We start from the raw sequence: 19,633 nt of genomic DNA, 5'->3' as shown, positions 1-19,633 counted from the left end.
GGGGGAAAATGAGATGAACAAACAAGTTGATTTGACAAAAGTTCAGCAACGAGCAGCCGTCTTTTTTGAGGAAATAGGTTGGCAGTCGGCGAAAGATCCGTTACCGAAAATAGTGATCGATCCGCAGCTGGATGCTGATTTTCGATTTGAAAACCAAACAATCAGTGTGTCCTCGCCAGAACATGCCTTTTACGCGTTAACCAAATATGGCCGAGATCAGGCGACGGGTCAATTAGCACAGAAAAGCTATATAGCAGCGCTTAAAGAACGCTGTCTGATGATCGATATCGGGCGCAAATTTTATTCGCTAGCTGATTTGAAAGCAATCGTTCGCAGCATGGCTTGCTTCCAATTCACGCATCTGCAACTTCATTTTTCGGAAAACGAAGGCTTTCGGATTGAATCCCAGCAATTTCCAGAAATTGTTTCGGAAGAATGTTTGACCAAGCAAGAAATTCGTGAATTGATTGCGTATGCTCGAAATCATGCAATTGCCATTATCCCTGATTTTGATTCTCCTGGTCATTTGCGTCAAGTCCTAGCACAAAAACCTCAATGGCAATTGCCGACAGCAGATGGCACTCGTGATGATCGAGCACTGAACATTTTGGATTCAGAAGCGGTAGCCTTTATTCAGGAAGTTTATCGAGAATATGCGCAACTGTTTGAAGACAGCACCTATTTTCACATCGGGGCCGATGAGTTTATTGATTTTGACCAGTTAGAAAACTTTCCACAAATGATCGAAGCTGCCCGCGAGCGCTATGGGGAAAAAGCCAGCGGAATCGAAGTCTTTATTGATTATGTCAATGAGCTGGTGGCCTTTGTTGAAAGTCTCGGCTTTGTTGTGCGGGTCTGGAATGATGGTTTTTACCGCTTGAATCGCCAAGAGCAGACAACGTTGACGGAGAATTGTCAAATCTCCTATTGGACCCGTTGGAACCAGAATATGGCGCCGGCGGATGTCTTTTTTGAAAAGGGCTATACCATGATCAATCACAATGATAATTTTTTCTATTATGTCTTAGGAGAAGCAGCAGGGTATACCTACCCAACTTACGAAAAAATCAGCAATGAATTCCAGTTGACGACGTTTGCCAATGGACAACCAGTTGCACAGGAACAGCTTGCCCAAACACAGGCGATCGCTTTATCCGTCTGGGCGGATGTACCTGAGGCTCAGACTAGTCGTGAAGTGATCCAAGCGATTTTTTGGCTCCAAACGGCCATTAGCCAAAAAGTTTATAATGAGCCAAATCGACCAAAAGAGACATTTCGAAAGCTTTATGATGGGTGGGAAGCGACATTTAGCTGATTGTTAGAGGAATTGGGTGAAAGGGCACATCGCTGACAATCCCTGTTGTTTTCTTTATGATGAATAAGTTTAGTGACAAGTGAAACAAAAGCCAATAGTATTTTGATAAAATGAACGTAACTCCGAGTGAGGGGAGAAATGGAGCAATAAGTGATCATAGACATTCAACCGTTGAAGAAAAAAGATATCCTTGAAATGGATCAAATGTTTTTAAAGCAAGGGTGGCCTTCTCGCCAGCAGCTCTTGATGGAGTATTTAAACGAACAAGAAGCGGGGGAGAGATACATTTTGCTTGCCAAAATAAACAACAAAACTGCCGGGTATTTGACATTGGTCCCTCTAGCAAAGCACGGACCATTTAAAGGCTTGTACCCAGAAATTGTGGATTTTAATGTTTTTGAATCCTATCAAAAACAAGGGGTAGGCAGTCAGCTTTTAAAAGCAGCCGAAGAAAAGGCACGAGAAATAGCTGCCGTGGTGACATTAGGGGTAGGTTTACACAATGGTTATGGATCGGCCCAGAGACTGTATGTAAAACAAGGCTATATTCCAGATGGATCTGGTGTTTGGTTCAATAATCAGAATTGTGCGATGAATGTGCCTTGTTGTAACAATGACGATCTTGTTCTTTATTTGTCTAAGGAACTTTGACCCTCCCGTGGTAAGTACCTTTAAAAAAGGATCAATCCCGCAGCATGTTTGCATGTTCTCATCACCTGTTCAACAAGCTAGCTACTTTCGTATAAGCGAATTTGGGGAGTTTTTGAAAAAATAGCCATAAAAAATGACTAGAAACGATCAGTTTCTAGTCATTTTTTTGTAAAGAAAGTAAGGACAATGTTTTTGTATCAATAAAATATTCATTTAGGACAGTGCAATAGGCGCTTACGTTTCTTTTAAAGTGATTTCGACCACTGGTACCAACACATCTGGGGGGCAGACGGGTAAGCTGAGAACAAGGTCCTCTTTGTTGATGATGGCTTCCGTTGACGTGAGAACTTCCTCGGGATCAAATCCTCGATAAAACAACTCGGAGCCATCATGTAAGAAACGGATATGCTTCACGCATCCTGCAAGTCCCGGAAGATGTAAGGATTTGTAGGGGTAGGAGAAGAGGTGCAAGTAAAGTTTATTCCCGTTTTGGGTGTAACGACTGTCAATAGGCGGTTGAAAAGTGCTGGCACCACAGCCGATAATCGCTTGCTGATGATAATGCATCCATGAACCGATGGCTTCTAAATGGCCGTGAGTTGGTAAGTTGATTTCTCCACGAGCATTCGGGCCGATATTTAAGAGAAAGTTCCCATCTTTTGCTACTGTGTCAATCAGCATTTTGGTCATCATTTCACTGGATTTCCAGTGCTGAGCATCACGATCATAGCCCCACGTTTCGTACATCGTTTGGCACGCTTCCCATATTAAAGGCAATCCATTCGCTTCTAATGGTTTGTCTGGTTGGAATTGCTCAGGGGTGGTAATCCCTCGGCCCAAATCCAAACGGTCATTCAGTAACATCTCCGGCTGTAGACTTCGGCAAATTTCTTCGATCCGCTTACTATCCCAATCGGCGGCACCCTTGCCTTTTGACCAGCCCCAATCTCGATGGCTATAAGGAAAATCAAACCACATATAATCGATGGTTCCATAATTGGTCAATAGTTCGGTGACTTGACCAGCCAAAAAATCTTGATAACGGCGCATGTCCCGCTGGTCATTGGCTTGACGGGCTTGAATAGTCTCTCGTTGCGGATGCAGGCCGTCGAGCGTGAAATCTGGATGATACCAATCGATCAGCGAATGATACAGTCCGACCTTAATGCCTACCTTGCGAAATGCCGGCAGCAGTTCTGCTAAGAGGTCTCGCTTGAATGGGGTGTTGGTTACTTTGTAGTCGCTGAGCGCGGTGTCCCAAAGGGCAAAGCCTTCATGATGTTTCGTTGTGAAGACCATGTATTGAAAACCGGCCTTCTTTGCGGTTTGAGCCCATTCCTCCGCGTTGAAAAGATCAGGATCAAACTGAGAAAAATAGTTCTCGCGATAGGTGGTGGGTTCAATTTTTTCTGTCGTCATAAACCATTCGTGTCGAGCGCCAATACTGAATAGGCCGAAATGGATGAATAAGCCAAACCGATCATGGAGGAACCAGTTTGGGTCAGGGTAGTCGGCAGGCCAATTTTTATACGTTCTCATTAAAAATAACTCCTTTTTCAATCACTTAAAGAAATTCTGTATTCGTCATGACTGTTTCTTGAATTTTCCAGCCATCTGCTTCCTTGACAAAGGTATGGTAAGCCTCTGTGATGTGGTCACGGTAAGAAGAGTCTTTTGGGCTGATCGTTTTCTGTTGAGCCGCGACCAGCATGGATCCTGTCTCTTGTTTAACAACTTCAAAAGAAAGCAGCGTGTGCTGCAGCTGTTCTTCTGCAAAAAAATCAGCTAATTCTTGGGTCGTCTCTGCTCGTGCCGCTGCCACTAGCGTTGCGGCATAGGCTGACGCGTCTTGGTCAGAGGCTGCTTGTAAATTTTCTTTCAGCACTGCCAAACACGCCTCCGCCGCTGCTTGATTTGTAATATTGCCTGTCATCTCCAGTTTTTCTGAAGGTTGGGCATGAACTGGAGCAGAAGAACCGGTTGTTAGAAAATAGAGAAAGAATAGGCTAACAATAGCCAGCAGACTCACGATGACGGTTCGGCGCAGCAAGGATGTTTTCATAAGTTCTCACTCCTTCTTTTAAACATCAGAAATTTTCCCCGCACTATAGATTCCATGAAATAAATTGCGACCCACAGAAGTACTGCCACTGAAAGGGGTCACCATTGGTAAGGACGGTTGAGTCAATTCTTCCAACGTATCGAGCTCCCCGTCCAAGAAGGCAGTAAGCCGCCAAAGTGTCGTATCGCAGCGCATCAGCAAGGCGCCGTATCGCAGATCGATAATTTCAAAACCGAAAGGTCGATTCCAGTCAAACCAGACTTGACGATGGGCTTCATAAAGGGATTGCAAGGCGGATTTATAGACACTGAGCGCATCTACTGCTTGGTGCAGTCCGGTGCGATCCTTGCTTTTATAGGCACTGGTGATCTGGGTGGTAATACAGGCTTTTTGTGCCAAAACATCAGCCAGCTGCTGATAAAAGGCAAACATCGTTTGTGTGTCCCGTGTTGCTTTCACAGCAGCCAACTCTTGAGCCAATGTTTGATAGTGGGATGCAAAAGAAAGATCAGTTAAATTTTCTTGATACAAGCCATACAGCAAGTCTTGGTAGAGCAACAGCTTGCTGGGGTTTTCTCCGTGAGGATTGTTTTTTGGCACACCTGCAGTTTGATCAAAGCGATCAAGCAGTAAAAAGTCGTTGGCTATTGACTGGTGAAATAGCTGAAATTTTTTAGTTAAATTCTCTAACGAAAGGTCGTTTCCAAACTGCGCTTCACTGAAATATTGCAAACCTAGTAGCGCAGCAATCAATGGTGTTTCAGCTCCGTCGTCGCCCCAAAGTGTGGCATAGACTTCTTGGACATCGTTTTCTTTGGCGGCTTGCAAGGCGTGATGCATGGTGGCGAAACTTTTGCCGTAGTTCGGCGCCAAACCGTTCCAAGTCCAGATACCTCCAGCAAAGACGATCGGCTGTTTTAATTCCCGATGTTTCGCAAACATTCGCTGATAAGAGGCATGATCATGATGATAATAATCCCAGTAAACCATTTTGACCGCAGGAAGGTCAGCAAATAATTCTGTCGGAAAACACACGTCTGAATCGTAGTAATCACCCGTAGGCGCACCGATTCTAAAAAACATATCGCTCCACATCATCGGCTCAAAACCTATGTTTTGACAAAGCGCAGCTACCTGCTTTAGGTGTGCGGCCATAATCGTGAAACGGTCTTTTAAACCGTGCAATACCAAATATCTTCCTTTCCCCAATTGGTGTGCTTCATCCATGCCAATGTGTAGCTGATCCGTCGTAAAACACGAACGGATCGAACGGATCGCTGCTTCCAAAAAGGTATATGTTTCTTCTTCTCCCACCAGTAAAATATCTTCCGTGTCCCGAATGTTTTTAGTAAATCCCCATTTTAAGGGATTCGTTAAGTGTGCCAATGTTTGAATCGCCGGAATCAAAGTTACACCTATAGATTGCGCGTAGCTATCAAGCTTCTTTAACTCACCTTGTGTATAACGGCCTCGTAAATGACCAAAATAAGGATACTCTGGAATTTCATAAGTGTCTTCCATATAAAGCATGAGGCGATTAAGCCCCATCTTGCTTGTCAATAGAATAAAGCGTTGCAGTTTTTCAACGGTCATTACTGCATTGCGGGACAGATCGATCATTGGTCCAATTGCTTCAAAATGCGGCTGTTCTTCTAAGACATAGACTGGGCGGTCTTCATGCACCCATAAAGTTAATGCCCGAAATAAATGGGCCTTTTCTTGATAGTAAATGATTGTTGCTAGCGGACCATGGCAAATTTTCAGAGAACCGGGCCGTTGAATCAGCTGTAATGGATGCCCTTGCGGTGATTCTCGCAACGCTAGTTCCGGTAGTATGTGACTAAAAAAATCATCAAGATTTTCATTACTTTGGATAAAAATGTCTTTCATTACGAACGTCCCTTCTTAAGTTTCTTTTATCAGCAATGATTCTGAACGTTGGATCGCTTGAAAAGAGAACCAACTATTTGGAAAAAGGAAAAAAGGAACAAAGCCGATGACTAATAAAATCGGTAAAAAAGTCAAAATGATTGTAGTTACTAAGATTCCCAAAATCATCGCAATCGTTTGGGGAATACTGATAACCATCAGTATTACTGCTTGCTTAAAATAGTGAAGAAGGGGCAAGTCATAACGCAAATACACTGGCAGCAGATACAAGCTGATCAAAAGGGCACTGATAAACAACAGCAGCAAAAAAAAGTGAATCAAGCTATTTTGGATAAAGGTACTAGAGATGCGCAATTCTAGCCATAAGAAAAGCAGCAAACCCGCTTGCATGGCTCCTAATTGATTGGCGCGACGGAAATTTTTTTTCACGACAGTTCTGAACCAAGGCTTCAAAGCCGCTGGGCGTTCCTTTTTTTGGAAACTGTTGAAAAAAGCTTGGATAATCGTAGCGGTGGCAGGGAAAATGCCTAAAAGTATCCCATATCGAAATACCCAATAAAACCAAAGAAACTGCAATTTTAGGCAATGGAGGAGCCATTCACCGACTTGATAGGAAACATGATAAAGACCATTGGATTGTTTCATAAAATCCTCACTTTCTTACGGATAACCATTTTGTATCCGCTTTAATTGTTGTCCTTATCGTACCATTGATCCATGGATAATGGGCATGGATGAAAAAATCACACATCCCATACAGGAAAAACACAGCAAATATATTTGATCCGCTTTATTTCTCCTAACGCTTTTATGGAAGGAAGCTTTTTTCGTTACAAATTTTACAAACGCTCTTGCTTGGTTTAACACAGTAAAAAAAGTTACATATTGTTAGATGGACTTTTTTTCGCTTACATTTAGAACAAAGAAAGGAGTGCAAATGCATGACAAAAATTCGCGGCGATATTGAAGAAGCCAAGGAGAGAGAGCAAGCAGCGTGGGTCCCAGAAACAGAAATGCTCAAGCAGCGTCTGGAATGGTTTCAAGACTTGAAATTCGGAGTAATCTTCCATTATGGGCTGTATGCTGAAGCGGGGATCGTTGAATCATGGCAATTATCTGAAAAAGATGAATGGGCTAGAGAAAACCAGCCCTATCGAGAAACTATCGAAGCACTGCGTTTGGATTATTGGCAGTTGATTAATCAATTTGAGCCGAAGAAGCTGGATACCCGTAAATGGGCCAAGATCTGTAAGAAGGCGGGATTTAAGTACTGTTTATTCACAACAAAGCATCATGATGGGTTTTCGATGTTCAACACAATGGAGTCAGAGTTTAAAATCGGCGGGAAATTAAGTCCCTTTAAACGCGACATTTTACAAGAAGTGTTTACGGCGTTTCAAGAAGCAGGGATTGCAACAGGAGCCTACTATTCTAAAGCTGACTGGTATTCTCCTTTTTACTGGTTGGATGATGATACCGTCAAAGGCCGTCATGCTAGCTATGACACCCACCTTCACCCAGAAATCTGGGCGCGCTATGTGTCATTTGTGCATCGTCAGATTGTAGAGATTACTTCCAATTACGGAAAAGTCGATTTTCTTTGGTTAGATGCTGGTTGGTGCGGGCAAGGAAAAGAAGACCTACAAATGGATCGTTTAGCTGAGATTGCACGTGAGAAACAGCCGGAATTGATCATCGTTGATCGAATGATGGGTGGCCGTCATGAAAACTATGTGACACCAGAACGCAAAATTCCTGCATTAGCAGAAATTCCTAAAAAAGTTTGGGAAAGCAATATCCCGATTGGGAATGATTGGGGATATGTGCCGAATGATACCTTCAAGAGCAGCCAAGAACTGCTGGAAACCTTGATTGAGGTAGTCAGCAAAGGGGGAAATTTGATTTTAGGTGTCGGCCCAACACCTGATGGCGAATTTACATTCGAAGAGACCCAACGCTTAGAAGAAATCGGCAATTGGTTGGCGCTATATGGTGAAGGCATCTATGAAACGCGGGCGAAACCAATAGCTTGGCCAAATGAATGGCATTTGACCCATCAAAAAGAGGGCAAGGCTCATTTTGCATTTCGCAGTATCGCTGCAGGCGCTTGCGAACAGATTCCTTTAACAGAGATCGGCGCAACTGAAGAAGACGAGCTAATTGATCTAGCCACTAAAAAAGCGTTACCAGTCTATAAAAACGCTACCGAACCGTACCTCTTATGGTCGGATATCAGTCAGCCGAACGTTGGGGCAGTTGGGATTCGCGTTTCGACACATAGGGAAAAAAATACACATTGATTTGAAAGCGAATACAATTCATGATAAGGCTAACACCAAGCAAGGAGGAGGAAGAATGGAAACAGCGCCAATCAGACAAACCGTTTCAGTACCTAAAACAAAGAAACAAGATATAAAAATGAAGATCAAGAAAAATCGGCAATTGTACTTGTTTGTGTTGCCAGCATTTTTGATTATTTTGATTTTCTCTTATGGACCGATGTATGGAATCATTATTGCATTCAAGGATTATATGCCTTCATTAGGGATTTTGGGCAGTCCTTGGGTTGGATTTAAACATTTTCAACGTTTCTTCGATTCCTATTATTTTTGGGAACTCATCAAAAATACTTTAGGAATCAGTATCTATTCGTTGGTTGTCGGTTTTCCGCTGCCGATCATCCTGGCATTGGCTTTGAATGAGATCAAAGACGGCCCGTTTAAAAAGATTACCCAAACAGTCACTTATGCCCCAAACTTTATTGCTGTGGTGGTCATGGTTGGTATGGTCATTGCTTTCTTATCTCCCTCAACAGGGATCATCAATCACCTATTAGAATTTTTGGGTTTCGAGCGGATCAGCTTTATGACCAATCCTCGTTGGTTTAAAACGATTTATGTCCTGTCCGGAGTTTGGCAAGGAACGGGATGGGGGTCTGTGATTTATCTGGCAGCTCTATCTGGAGTCGATACGCAACTGCACGAAGCGGCAACGATCGATGGCGCTTCTCGTCTGCAACGCGTTTGGTATATCAATATTCCAACGATCATGCCCACGATGGTGATCTTATTGATCATGAGCTTCGGCAGCTTGATGTCAGTTGGGTTTGAAAAAATCATCTTGATGCAGAATCCTTTGAATATGCAATCCTCGAATGTGATTGCGACCTTTGTTTACCAGCAAGGGCTGTTAGATGCGCAGTACAGTTTTGCTGCGGCAGTCGGCCTATTTAACTCATTGATCAATTCCGTATTGTTGATCGTAGTCAATCATATTGCCAAACGTTTAAGCAATTCTAGTCTATTGTAGGAGGGAGGACCAAAAGTGAAAACAACTTCTTTAATAAAAGATACCCGTGCTGATAAAATCTTTTTGATTTTTGTTTATGTGTTTTTAGCAATTTCATTGCTGATCGTTTTATATCCGCTGATCTATATCGTCAGCGCTTCGATCTCAAATCCGCATCTGGTAAACTCAGGTGAAATGTGGCTTTTACCAAAAGGAATCACCTTCGAAGGCTATCGAACATTATTGGGCAACAGCAGTATCTGGCGTGGCTATTTGAACACGATCTACTATACAGTGTTAGGAACATCGATCAATCTCTTGGTAACCTTGCCTTGTGCCTATGCGTTATCGCGAGAAGATTTTTATGGGCGACGGGCCTTCACCAATTTTATGCTGGTTACCATGTTCCTGTCTGGTGGCTTGATTCCCAGCTATTTGCTGATTCGCAGCTTAGGTATGCTGAATACCGTTTGGGCACTGGTGATTCCAGGGGCCGTCTCGGTTTACAATGTGGTTGTCACACGAACGTTTTTTCAATCCACAATTCCGCGAGAGATGGAAGAAGCAGCGATTGTGGATGGTTGTTCCGATTTTCGTCTATTCATGCAGATCGTTTTACCATTATCAACGCCGATCATTGCGGTAATGGCTTTGTTCTATGGCGTCGGACATTGGAACAGCTTCTTTAACGCATTGATCTATCTTTCTGATCGATCGATGTACCCGCTGCAGATGATTTTAAGAGAAATTTTGATTCTTCAAGATATGTCTTCAAATACCGTCAGCAATGTGACTTCAGAAATGGCGAATATGCTATACAGCAAACAGCAACTCGCTCAAGTCATCAAGTACGGTGTCATGATCGTTTCTTCGTTACCGGTAATCATCGTCTATCCGTTCTTACAAAAGTATTTTGTCAAGGGCATGATGGTCGGTTCAATTAAAGGATAAAAAAATCAAAGGAGGAAGAAAATGGGATTAAAAAAGAAACTTTTAGGAATGGCGGGTGTCGCTTTATGCAGTACCCTCGTCTTGGGTGCCTGCGGCAATTCTTCAGATGAGGGAACTGGAGAAAAAAAAGAGGTTGCTATCAATCATGACAGCCAATTTCCAATCATCAAAGAAGGCGAAGAGCTGACCTTGAATATCATGGCACCAGGTGTGGGAATGGCCGAGTGGGAAGACATGCCGACGCTACAGGATTACCAAGAAAAAACCGGTATCAAACTGACTTATACGACACCGCCATCGGCTGACTTTAGTACGAAACTGAACTTAGCCTTTGCTTCCGGCGACTTGCCGGATATCGTTTACGGTGCTGGTTCGCAAGCACTGACGGCTTCGATGGAGATCGATTACGGTTCACAAGGGATTTTACTTCCCTTAGAGGAGTATATCACGCCAGAAATCATGCCAAATCTTTATGCACTGACGCAAGAAGATCCCTCAATCTTGAAATCGATCACCACGCCAGATGGGCACATTTACTCCTTACCAATGATCTCTCGGAATGCGACTTCAATCTGGTGGCAAGGCCCGATGTGGTACAACGGCACGTGGCTAGATAATTTAGGCGTATCAGAACTGCCGAAAACCACAGAGGAACTGCAAGAATTGTTGACGCGTTTCAAAGACGAAGATCCTAACGGAAATGGTCAAGCAGACGAGATTCCATTGACGGATGTCGATATGAACTCGACACGTGTTTGGTTGATGGCCGCCTTTGGCTTACGGACTCGCGGGATTCAAGTGGACGATGATGTGGTCTCCTACACACCGACATCAGAAAACTACAAAGCATTCTTGGAATACATGAATACACTTTACGATGAAGGCTTGCTGGATAAAGAAGTTTATGGACAGTCAGATGAGCAGAAAAAAGCGAAGGGTGAAAACAATCAACTAGGGCTTTTTGCCGACTATTTCAGCTTCTTTACTACTGGTCGCAGTGAGGCAGAGGCGATGAACGATCCGATGTTCCAACCGTTGACCTCTGAATGGGCACCAGAAGCCAAGATCCCTGGCAGTCCACGAATCTCTCGGGGAACTTTTGCATTGACCAATGTCAATCCTTCCCCAGAAGCTTCCATGCGTTGGGTGGATTACTTCTATTCGGAAGAAGGCACAAAATATATTGAACAAGGGCCAGAAGGTGTTCTTTGGGAGTACCAAGAAAATGCGGATGGCGAAAAAGTCCGGGTTTATGTGGATGGCATTGATACAGACAACACGGAAGACGAACGCGGCAAAATCACGCCGGCATATGGATTGACTACACCAAACATTGTCATTGATACAACAGGTGAATACCATATTCGCAAAACGGCTGATGAAGAACCAGATACTCGTTTTAGTGATTGGGTTGCACAAGAAACGGCAGAAAAGATGGAAGACATCGCTGAAGTACCATTCCCGCTACTGTATTTAACGATTGAAGAAAATGACAAAGTAGCAGCCACTGCCACTGATTTGACAACTTATGTAGAACAAATGGAAGCGAAGTTTATCACAGGTGTCGAGCCATTAGACAATTGGGACGATTATGTGAAAACGATCGAAGCAATGGGCATTGACGAATATGTCGAAGTCTATCAAACGGCCTATGACCGCTGGAAAGCAAACTAATATCATACGATAAGGGAAACGGGTCGAGACAATCAATCTCCACCCGTTTTTTTTCAAAAAATAGATAGAGGAGTCAAATGAAAAATGAGAGTTATGCAGCCTTACGAGTTTGAACGCATCCGAAAAATTTTCTACAAATTAAAACAGTACCGTGTACGCTATCAACAGCCAATAGACCCGCTTTTTTTAAAACAAGAGGATTGGGTACCGTATGAGCAAGGGAGTTATTTCGGAGAAAAAAACACCTATTATCAGCTGAAAGGCAGCTTTCAAGTTCCCAATGATTGGGTAGGGAATCCTTGTGTCTTACAAGTCTATTCAAGCCTCTCAGAGTGGGACAACACCACCAATCCCCAAATCAAAATTTATTTGGACGATACCTATGTCCAAGCTATCGATGTCATTCATCGAGAGGTCACTTTGGCTGAAGGATATCAACAAAAAGCAGTCAAACTGAAGATTGATCTGTTCTCGGGCCGTTCCGATAAACCATTCCCACTGCATATCAACTTATTGGCATTGGATCCTGTCGTCAATGAACTCTGGTTTGATTTTTATACGCTGTTTGATAGTTGGCGTGCCATTCGTGCGTTTGGCGGTGACGAAGCATTTTATCAACAAGTTCTTGGTCAAGTCGCCAATGTCTTGGATTTTCGTACGCCCTACTCAGCGGCATTCTATGAAAGTCTCGCAAAAGCCAAGCAACTGCTTGCGTCATGTTACTTACCAGCGCATACACCAAAACAAAAAGTGACGGCTGTCGGCCATACCCACATCGATCTGGCGTGGCTTTGGACGGCACAGCAAGCAATTGAAAAAGGTGAGCGCAGTTTCCAGACGGTCTTGAAATTGATGGAGGAGTATCCAGATTACACGTTTTTTCAAAGCCAACCACAACTGTATCTCTCCATGAAAACACATTATCCTGAACTTTACGCTGCAATCAAAGAAAAAGTTCGAGAAGGAAGATGGGAAGTTGACGGGGCGATGTGGGTGGAAGCCGATTGCAATTTGACTTCAGGGGAATCGCTGGTTCGTCAGATCCTTTATGGCAAACGGTTTATGAAAGAGGAATTTCAAGTCGATAGCCGCATCTTATGGCTACCGGATGTCTTTGGTTATTCAGCCGCCTTGCCGCAAATTTTACGCAAAACAAATACGCCCTACTTTATGACGACGAAGCTGTCATGGAACCAGTTCAATCAAATTCCTTATGATTCCTTCTATTGGCAAGGAATTGATGGCAGCCGCGTTTTGACGCATTTTATTACCACCATCAGTGAAGGATACAGTCCAAGAGATTATTATACGACGTATAATGGATTGCTAGATCCTTACACGATCAAAGGCAGTTTTGAACGTTATCAGCAAAAAGATCAGCACGACGAAATTTTGATTGCCTATGGGTACGGTGACGGTGGCGGAGGCCCGACGAAAGAGATGCTAGAAGTCCAGAAACGGCTGCAAAAAACATTGCCGGATATGCCGACGATTACTGGCAATCATGTGGGGGGCTTTTTTGATCGACTGGCAGATTCTTTTAAGGAAAAATCTGGCCCAGTCTGGTACGGCGAATTGTACTTTGAATACCATCGTGGAACACTGACTTCGATTGGCAAAAACAAGAAGGCCAATCGCCAAGGAGAATTTTTCTTACAGACGATTGAAAAACTTTATAGTATTTGTGCAATCAATCGTTATCCGCAAGCTGAATTAGAACAACTTTGGAAACAGCTGCTATTTAATCAATTCCATGACATTCTGCCGGGAAGCTCGATCAAAGAAGTTTATGATCAGACGGATCAAGAGTATCAACAGCTCTTTGATAAAGGCTGCAAGCTGATCGAAACTTTGATTCCAGCGGTGCAAGCAGCCGAAGCTACGTCATGGCATGTCTTTAATCCGCTGGGACAAGAGCGGACGGGTCTGGTCTATTTAGACGATCAGACAGGGATCAAAGAAGCTTACCTGATTCAGCGGACCTATGATGACCGGCTCTTAGTCAAAATTCCCGCCATGGCTGGATTGAGCTGCAAAACACTGACCCCTGTCTCAGCTGTGCCTCAATCAAAGCAAGTGGCAATGCGGCTGGAGGAATCGTTTGAAACGGTTGATTTTAAAGTGATTTTTGACAAACACTTTGACATCATCTCTTTATTTGACAAACGGCATCAACGAGAGATCGTACCAAAAGGCGAGCGGTTGAATCAGTTAGTGGCTTACGAAGATCTGCCAATGGATTATGATGCGTGGGACATTGATATTTATTACCAGAAGAAGCCTTATCCTGTGAAGCAAGTTCTCTCAGCTGAGGTCGTTGAGCAAGGGGAGATTCGCGATACCTTGAAGATCAAACGTCAGTTTGAAGATTCTTTTATTACGCAATGGCTGCATTTTTACCATGGCACGGGAAGAATCGATTTTGAAACAACGGTTGATTGGCACCAGCATCAACTGCTGTTAAAGGCATTGATGCCGATTGATGTTAACACATTGGAAGCAACGTTTGATATTCAATTCGGGCAGGTAAAACGGCCTGTGCATCAAAACACGACATGGGACCAAGCACGTTTTGAGAGCTGTGGACAAAAATGGGTAGATCTCTCAGAAGGGAATTATGGGGTTAGTATTTTGACGGATTCGAAATATGGGTTCAATACGGATTATCAAAAGATCGGGCTTTCTTTGATCAAATCGCCGATCGATCCGTATCCAGAAGCGGATCAAGGCTTTCATGAGTTTACCTACTCCTTGTACGCCCACGAAGGGACTTGGCAAGACGCGCAAACGATGGAAGAAGCTTTGGCATTGAATGTTCCCGTTCTAACCGTTCCAAGTGTGCCACAACTATCAGCAGAAGCTTTTCTAGCAGTCGATCAAAAGAATGTCTTGCTGGATACGGTGAAAAAAGCCGAAGATGAAGAGGCACTGATCGTGCGGTTGTATGAATATCACAATCAAACCACCGCCTGTCAATTGCGTTGTCAAAAAAGAATCAAAAAAGCGGTTTTAACGAATCTTTTGGAAGAAACCGTCGCTGAACTGCCGGTCGAGCCGCTGGATGCCCAAAGCATCACAATCCATTTCCAGCCTTTTGAGATCCAGACCATCATGCTTTATTTAGAAGACTAAATAGAAATGGAGAAGCATATGATTGAGACACTTTTACGGCAAATGACGTTGAAAGAAAAAATCGGCCAGCTGAATCAGCATCTGTATGGTTGGGAAGTTTATGAAAAAACTAACGGAAAAATTATGTTGACTGAAACCTTTAAAAAAGAAGTAGCTCGTTTTGGCAGTCTTGGCTGGATTTACGGCGTGTTTCGAGCTGATCCTTGGTCAGGTAGAAATCAGCAAACAGGCCTGACGACCACGGAGTCCTATGAGCTGTCCCTTATGATTCAAACTTATTTGCAGGAGCACACTCGGCTGGGGATTCCGGCCCTTCTCAGTGAAGAGTGTCCTCACGGGCACCAAGGTTTAGAAGCGACGACGTTTCCGGTCAATTTTAGTGTTGGTTCTAGTTGGAATCCAGAGCTGTATCAAGCGGCCCAAACTATCACTGCTCAAGAGATTCGGGCAAAAGGAGCCCATGTTGGCTTGGTTTCCGCATTGGACATTGCTAGAGATCCGCGTTGGGGGCGAACTGAAGAATGTTTCAGTGAAGATCCGTTTTTAACCAGCAGCTTTACCAAAGCGGCCGTCAGAGGATTACAAGGATCAAAAACAACGATAGAAAAGCAGAACGTTTTAGCGGTATTGAAGCACTTTGCTGCCCAAGGTGCAGGAATGGGGGGACACAATGCAGGGCCAGTGGCAATCGGTGATCGGGAATTCCGCGAGATCCATCTGCCACCAATGAAAGCAGGGATTGCTGCTGGGGCCTTGGGGTGTATGGCTGCATACAATGATCTAGACGGTATCCCGTGCCATGCCAATGCTTATTTGCTGCAAGATGTTTTACGAGAAGAAAGTGGCTTTACGGGAATTGTGATGGCCGATGGGTGTGGGCTGGATCGGATTGCTGACTGGCTGGGGAGCCACCCACAAGCGGCCGCCAAATCCTTGACCAGCGGTGTGGATGTTAGTTTATGGGATGAAGTTTTCCCAGTGTTAGAAGAAGCTGTCCTTGAGGGGCTACTTGCGGAAACGGCGATCGATGATGCAGTCCGTCGTGTGCTTCTTTTGAAAGAAAAACTTGGCTTGTTTAAAGAAGCAACGCCCCGTGTTTCATTGCCCCGTAAAGAAAAGGCGCAACAAGTTGCCTTGAAATTGGCGGAGGAATCGATTGTTTTACTAGAGAACAATGGTATTTTGCCTTTGAAGAAAACGCGACAAAAGATTGCCGTCATCGGTCCTCACGTTAAACAGCTCTATCATCAGCTGGGGGATTATACGCCATTCAAGGAAGAAACAACATGTACGACCCTTTGGGAAGGTTTGACCAGTTTAAGTACGCATCAAGCTGACTTCTTCTACGAGAAAGGCTGCGAAATCTCTAGTGGCACACTGGCTCAACGAAGGCAAGCCTGTCAGATTGCAGAAAAAGCGGATGTCGTCTTAGTGACGGTCGGCGGCTCCAGTGCCCGTGATTTCACAACGGATTTTGACAAAAACGGTGCCGCCTTAAGGGGATCTCAGGAAATGACCAGTGGAGAAAACATCGACTTGGCTACCCTCGATTTGCCGCAATGCCAGTTGGATTTACTGTTTGCGTTGAAGAAGAGTAAAAAGCCGCTGATTGGGATCGTGATTTCCGGTCGACCGCATTGCTTAGCTCCTTTGCAAGACTTGTTCGATGGGGTGCTTTACGCTGGCTATCCCGGCCAATATGGAGGGGAAGCGATTGCTCGGATTCTTTTTGGTGAAACAGTACCTAGTGGGAAATTAGCAGTTTCTATTCCTGATACAGTTGGACAATTGCCTGTCTGTTATAATTATCGCAACACAGCGTTTCAAAAAGACTACCTCGATCAAAAAGGCGCACCAGTATATTCTTTTGGTTATGGGCTTAGTTATGCCTCTTTTATTTGCAGCTCGGTTTCGGCTGAATATGCAGGGGAAGGCATTATCGTCAGTGGCACACTTGAAAATCATTCTACTGTGTCTGGTAAAGAAGTGGTCCAATGCTATCTAAAAGAGTATACAAAAGCATATGTGCCGAGGAAAAAAGTCCTATGCGGCTTTCAAAAAGTATGGGTGCCTAGACAAGGACAAGCAGCTTTTCAACTCGTGATCGGTGAAGCATCATTGCAGCAGCTGGCAATTTCTCTGGAAGAAACAACATTATTTTGTTTAGAAATCGAGGCAGCTGCGCAGCGGTATCAGTTTGCATTTCAACGATCCAACCCTGACCGCACGTGGCAGGTAATTCAGAAAGGAGCAAAAGAATGATTCAATTTCCAAAAAACTTTTTATGGGGAGCGGCCGCGTCAGCACCGCAAACCGAGGGGGCCGCGGCGGTTGACGGCAAAAGTCCCTCTACATGGGACAAATGGTTTGAGTTGGAGCCGTCACGCTTTTACGATGGTGTCGGACCAAGCGACACCTCAAATACCTACTATCAATACCGGGAAGACGTAGCAAACATGAAGGCCATGAACTTGAATTCCTATCGGACATCGATTGCATGGACCCGCTTATTACCAGATGGAAAAACATTGAATCAGACGGCAGTCCGGTTTTATCGGGCATATTTTCAGGAAATGCTGGATCAAGGCATCGAACCGATCATTAATTTGTTTCATTTTGACATGCCTTGGTGGCTGATGGAAAAAGGAGGCTGGGAGGCGCGGGAATCCGTGGACCATTTTGCATTTTATGCAAAAACTGCTTTTGAACAATTTGGCGATTTAGTGAAAAAATGGGCGACCTTTAATGAGCCATTGGTGCATATTGAATGTGGGTATTACGGAGATGCTCATTGGCCGCAAGTGCGTGATTTCAAGCGGGCAATTCAAGTTGGTTATCATACCTTGTTAGCCCATGCGAAGGCAGTTGCCGAGTTTCGTAAAATCGCACTTCCTGATGGAGAAATCTGTATCATCTTGAATTTGTCACCTGTTTATCCAAAAAGTCAAGAAGCGGCTGATCGAGAAGCCGCTGAATGGGCAGATCTTTTGTATATTCGCAGTTTTTTGGACTGTGTCGTTTATGGACAATTTCCTGAAAAGCTAACGAGCTTATTCAAGGAGCATCACTTGTCCCCTGAATATGAGGCAGCAGATGCGGAAATTTTCCGTGAAAATACCGTAGATTTTATTGGTTGCAATTATTATCAACCGTTGCGGATCCAAGCACCACTTCCGCAGAAGGCAGCATCCGGTCCCTTTGAGCCACGTCAGTTATTTCGTGGGTACGATTGGCCAGAGAAAAAAATCAATCCTCATCGCGGCTGGGAAATCTATCCAGAAGGGATTTACGATATCGCGATGCGTCTAAAGAATGACTATCAAAACATGCCATGGTTTGTTTCCGAAAATGGCATGGGGGTATCTGAGGAAGAACGGTTCATGGACGCCACGGGGCAGGTCAATGATACGTATCGGATCGCCTTTGTTGAAGACCACTTGCGTCAGCTGCATCATGCAATCGAAGACGGGTCTCCTTGTTTCGGTTACCATATGTGGACCTTTATGGATTGCTGGAGCTGGTTGAACGCATATAAAAACCGTTATGGGTTTTATCGAGTGGATTTGAAAAATGACTTCAAGCGTTATCCCAAAGCGTCCAGTTTTTGGTTGGCAGAAGTAGCTGCCAAGAATGCCCTTGATTGATCAAAGTGTCCTTAGAAGAAAAAATACCGCAGGAAAACTTTCCTGCGGACTTCTTTGGCTATGAATATTTTATAAATACTTCTCACGAAAATCGGCAATGGCTTGGCGTGAGGCATAGATATTGCGTGCCAGCTTTTCATTCTTGCTTAAAAAGACATAGAAAAGGACATCGACCGCCAATAGGTGGGCGATAATCGAATTCGTAGCAGCACTACGTTGGTTGGCTTCTTTGGAACGGGACACTTGCAGGGGAACATCCGCCAACTTTGTTAACGGATTACTGCCAAATCGGGTGAGTGACAGAATCGGGACGCCAAGATTTTTAACGATTTCTGCTAAGTGAACCATCTCAGGCGTGTGTCCACTGTTGGAAATGACCCAGAGGAGACTTTTTTTCTCGTTTTTGACGAGTTGCGGCAACAAGAGATTGTAGTCATTTTCAAACACGACGATTTTGCCTAAACGGGTCCATTTTTGTTGGATATCTTGTGCGATCAATGAAGAAGCACCGATCCCGCAGACAAAGATTCGCTCACGAGTCGCGATCAGTTCAGCGGCAGCCAACATCAGCTGTTCTTCTAACAATTGGGCCGTCTCATTCATAGTCACCTGTGCATTGTGGCTTAATTTAGATGTGATGGCATGAAAGGGCTCATTTAATTCAACATCGGCATAGCCCAAGTTTTCATTGGCATTTTGGCGCAAGCCGGATTCCGCAGATAATTGTATTTTTAAATCTGTCAAACTAGCAAAGCCGGTTTTTTTCGCAAAGCGTACGACAGTCGGTGCACTGATCCCAGTGGCTTCTGCTAATTGACTCGCAGTCATCGACGGCACTTTTTCAGGATTGGCCTCCATGAATGCGAAGAGTTTCTTCTCAGAAAGCGATAATTCATTTTTCATGCTCTCGATTCGGGAAAGAACGCTCATCCTTACACTTCCTTTAGATAGAGTAGTATCCTAAGTATAACATAAGTTTTGGAGGAGCTTTCAAAAGAAACGAAAAGAATAGGTAGATAAACTTGC

General features: G+C 44.1%; 14 protein-coding genes. 9 read left to right on the top strand and 5 right to left on the bottom strand.

What is annotated here, in order from left to right:
- Positions 1-13: 13 nt before the first annotated feature.
- Both IGI94_RS13810 and IGI94_RS13805 read left to right on the top strand, forming a co-directional pair.
- Positions 14-1,315 carry a family 20 glycosylhydrolase gene (locus tag IGI94_RS13810; protein ID WP_438899890.1) on the top strand — a complete coding sequence of 434 codons (1,302 nt, stop codon included), beginning with the start codon at positions 14-16 and terminating at the stop codon, positions 1,313-1,315.
- Positions 1,316-1,465: 150 nt separating this feature from the next.
- Entirely contained in the window at positions 1,466-1,966 is a 501-nt protein-coding gene (locus IGI94_RS13805) for a GNAT family N-acetyltransferase (RefSeq protein WP_005233764.1), read from the top strand.
- Positions 1,967-2,200: 234 nt separating this feature from the next.
- On the opposite strand, the gene IGI94_RS13800 is transcribed toward IGI94_RS13805, so the two are convergent.
- Genes IGI94_RS13800 through IGI94_RS13785 form a run of 4 tightly spaced genes read right to left on the bottom strand, consistent with a single transcriptional unit; the run spans position 2,201 to position 6,563 of the window.
- The gene (locus IGI94_RS13800; protein WP_438899889.1) at positions 2,201-3,505 is read right to left on the bottom strand and encodes an alpha-L-fucosidase; all 1,305 of its coding nucleotides are present in this window, start codon (positions 3,503-3,505) and stop codon (positions 2,201-2,203) included.
- A 25-nt stretch (positions 3,506-3,530) separates the two neighbouring features.
- Entirely contained in the window at positions 3,531-4,028 is a 498-nt protein-coding gene (locus tag IGI94_RS13795) for a hypothetical protein (protein WP_270276631.1), read from the bottom strand.
- An 18-nt stretch (positions 4,029-4,046) separates the two neighbouring features.
- Positions 4,047-5,918, bottom strand: coding sequence for a beta-N-acetylhexosaminidase (locus IGI94_RS13790; protein ID WP_438899888.1), 1,872 nt, complete (start codon positions 5,916-5,918; stop codon positions 4,047-4,049).
- A gap of 15 nt (positions 5,919-5,933) precedes the next feature.
- Positions 5,934-6,563, bottom strand: coding sequence for a YesL family protein (locus tag IGI94_RS13785; protein ID WP_061053317.1), 630 nt, complete (start codon positions 6,561-6,563; stop codon positions 5,934-5,936).
- 296 nt (positions 6,564-6,859) lie between these two features.
- Here IGI94_RS13785 and IGI94_RS13780 point away from each other — a divergent pair, with 296 nt between their 5' ends.
- The 7 genes from IGI94_RS13780 (at position 6,860) to IGI94_RS13750 (ending at position 18,607) form a co-directional block, all read left to right on the top strand.
- Complete coding sequence (locus IGI94_RS13780; protein ID WP_438899887.1) at positions 6,860-8,218, top strand: alpha-L-fucosidase; 1,359 nt, start codon at positions 6,860-6,862, stop codon at positions 8,216-8,218.
- Between the two features lie 55 nt (positions 8,219-8,273).
- The gene (locus tag IGI94_RS13775; protein ID WP_008379472.1) at positions 8,274-9,227 is read left to right on the top strand and encodes an ABC transporter permease; all 954 of its coding nucleotides are present in this window, start codon (positions 8,274-8,276) and stop codon (positions 9,225-9,227) included.
- A gap of 15 nt (positions 9,228-9,242) precedes the next feature.
- Entirely contained in the window at positions 9,243-10,157 is a 915-nt protein-coding gene (locus IGI94_RS13770) for a carbohydrate ABC transporter permease (RefSeq protein WP_008379474.1), read from the top strand.
- 21 nt (positions 10,158-10,178) lie between these two features.
- Entirely contained in the window at positions 10,179-11,831 is a 1,653-nt protein-coding gene (locus tag IGI94_RS13765; protein ID WP_061053315.1) for an extracellular solute-binding protein, read from the top strand.
- Between the two features lie 84 nt (positions 11,832-11,915).
- On the top strand, positions 11,916-14,963 hold the full coding sequence (locus IGI94_RS13760; protein WP_438899886.1) for an alpha-mannosidase: 3,048 nt from the start codon (positions 11,916-11,918) through the stop codon (positions 14,961-14,963).
- A gap of 6 nt (positions 14,964-14,969) precedes the next feature.
- The gene (locus IGI94_RS13755) at positions 14,970-17,225 is read left to right on the top strand and encodes a glycoside hydrolase family 3 N-terminal domain-containing protein (RefSeq protein WP_438899885.1); all 2,256 of its coding nucleotides are present in this window, start codon (positions 14,970-14,972) and stop codon (positions 17,223-17,225) included.
- A complete protein-coding gene (locus tag IGI94_RS13750) occupies positions 17,222-18,607 on the top strand; it encodes a glycoside hydrolase family 1 protein (protein ID WP_438899884.1) in 1,386 nt (461 codons plus the stop codon). The genes IGI94_RS13755 and IGI94_RS13750 overlap by 4 nt, the downstream gene beginning before the upstream one ends.
- Positions 18,608-18,676: 69 nt before the next feature.
- On the opposite strand, the gene IGI94_RS13745 is transcribed toward IGI94_RS13750, so the two are convergent.
- Positions 18,677-19,537, bottom strand: a complete 861-nt coding sequence (locus tag IGI94_RS13745) for a MurR/RpiR family transcriptional regulator (protein WP_008379484.1) — start codon at positions 19,535-19,537, stop codon at positions 18,677-18,679.
- Positions 19,538-19,633 lie beyond the last annotated feature (96 nt).

This window comes from Enterococcus sp. AZ149 (genome assembly GCF_051714285.1).
In the GTDB taxonomy this organism is placed as follows: domain Bacteria; phylum Bacillota; class Bacilli; order Lactobacillales; family Enterococcaceae; genus Enterococcus_D; species Enterococcus_D entomosocium.
The sequence above is the reverse complement of the archived record's forward strand: the minus strand, read 5'-3'. Positions and strand labels throughout refer to the sequence as shown.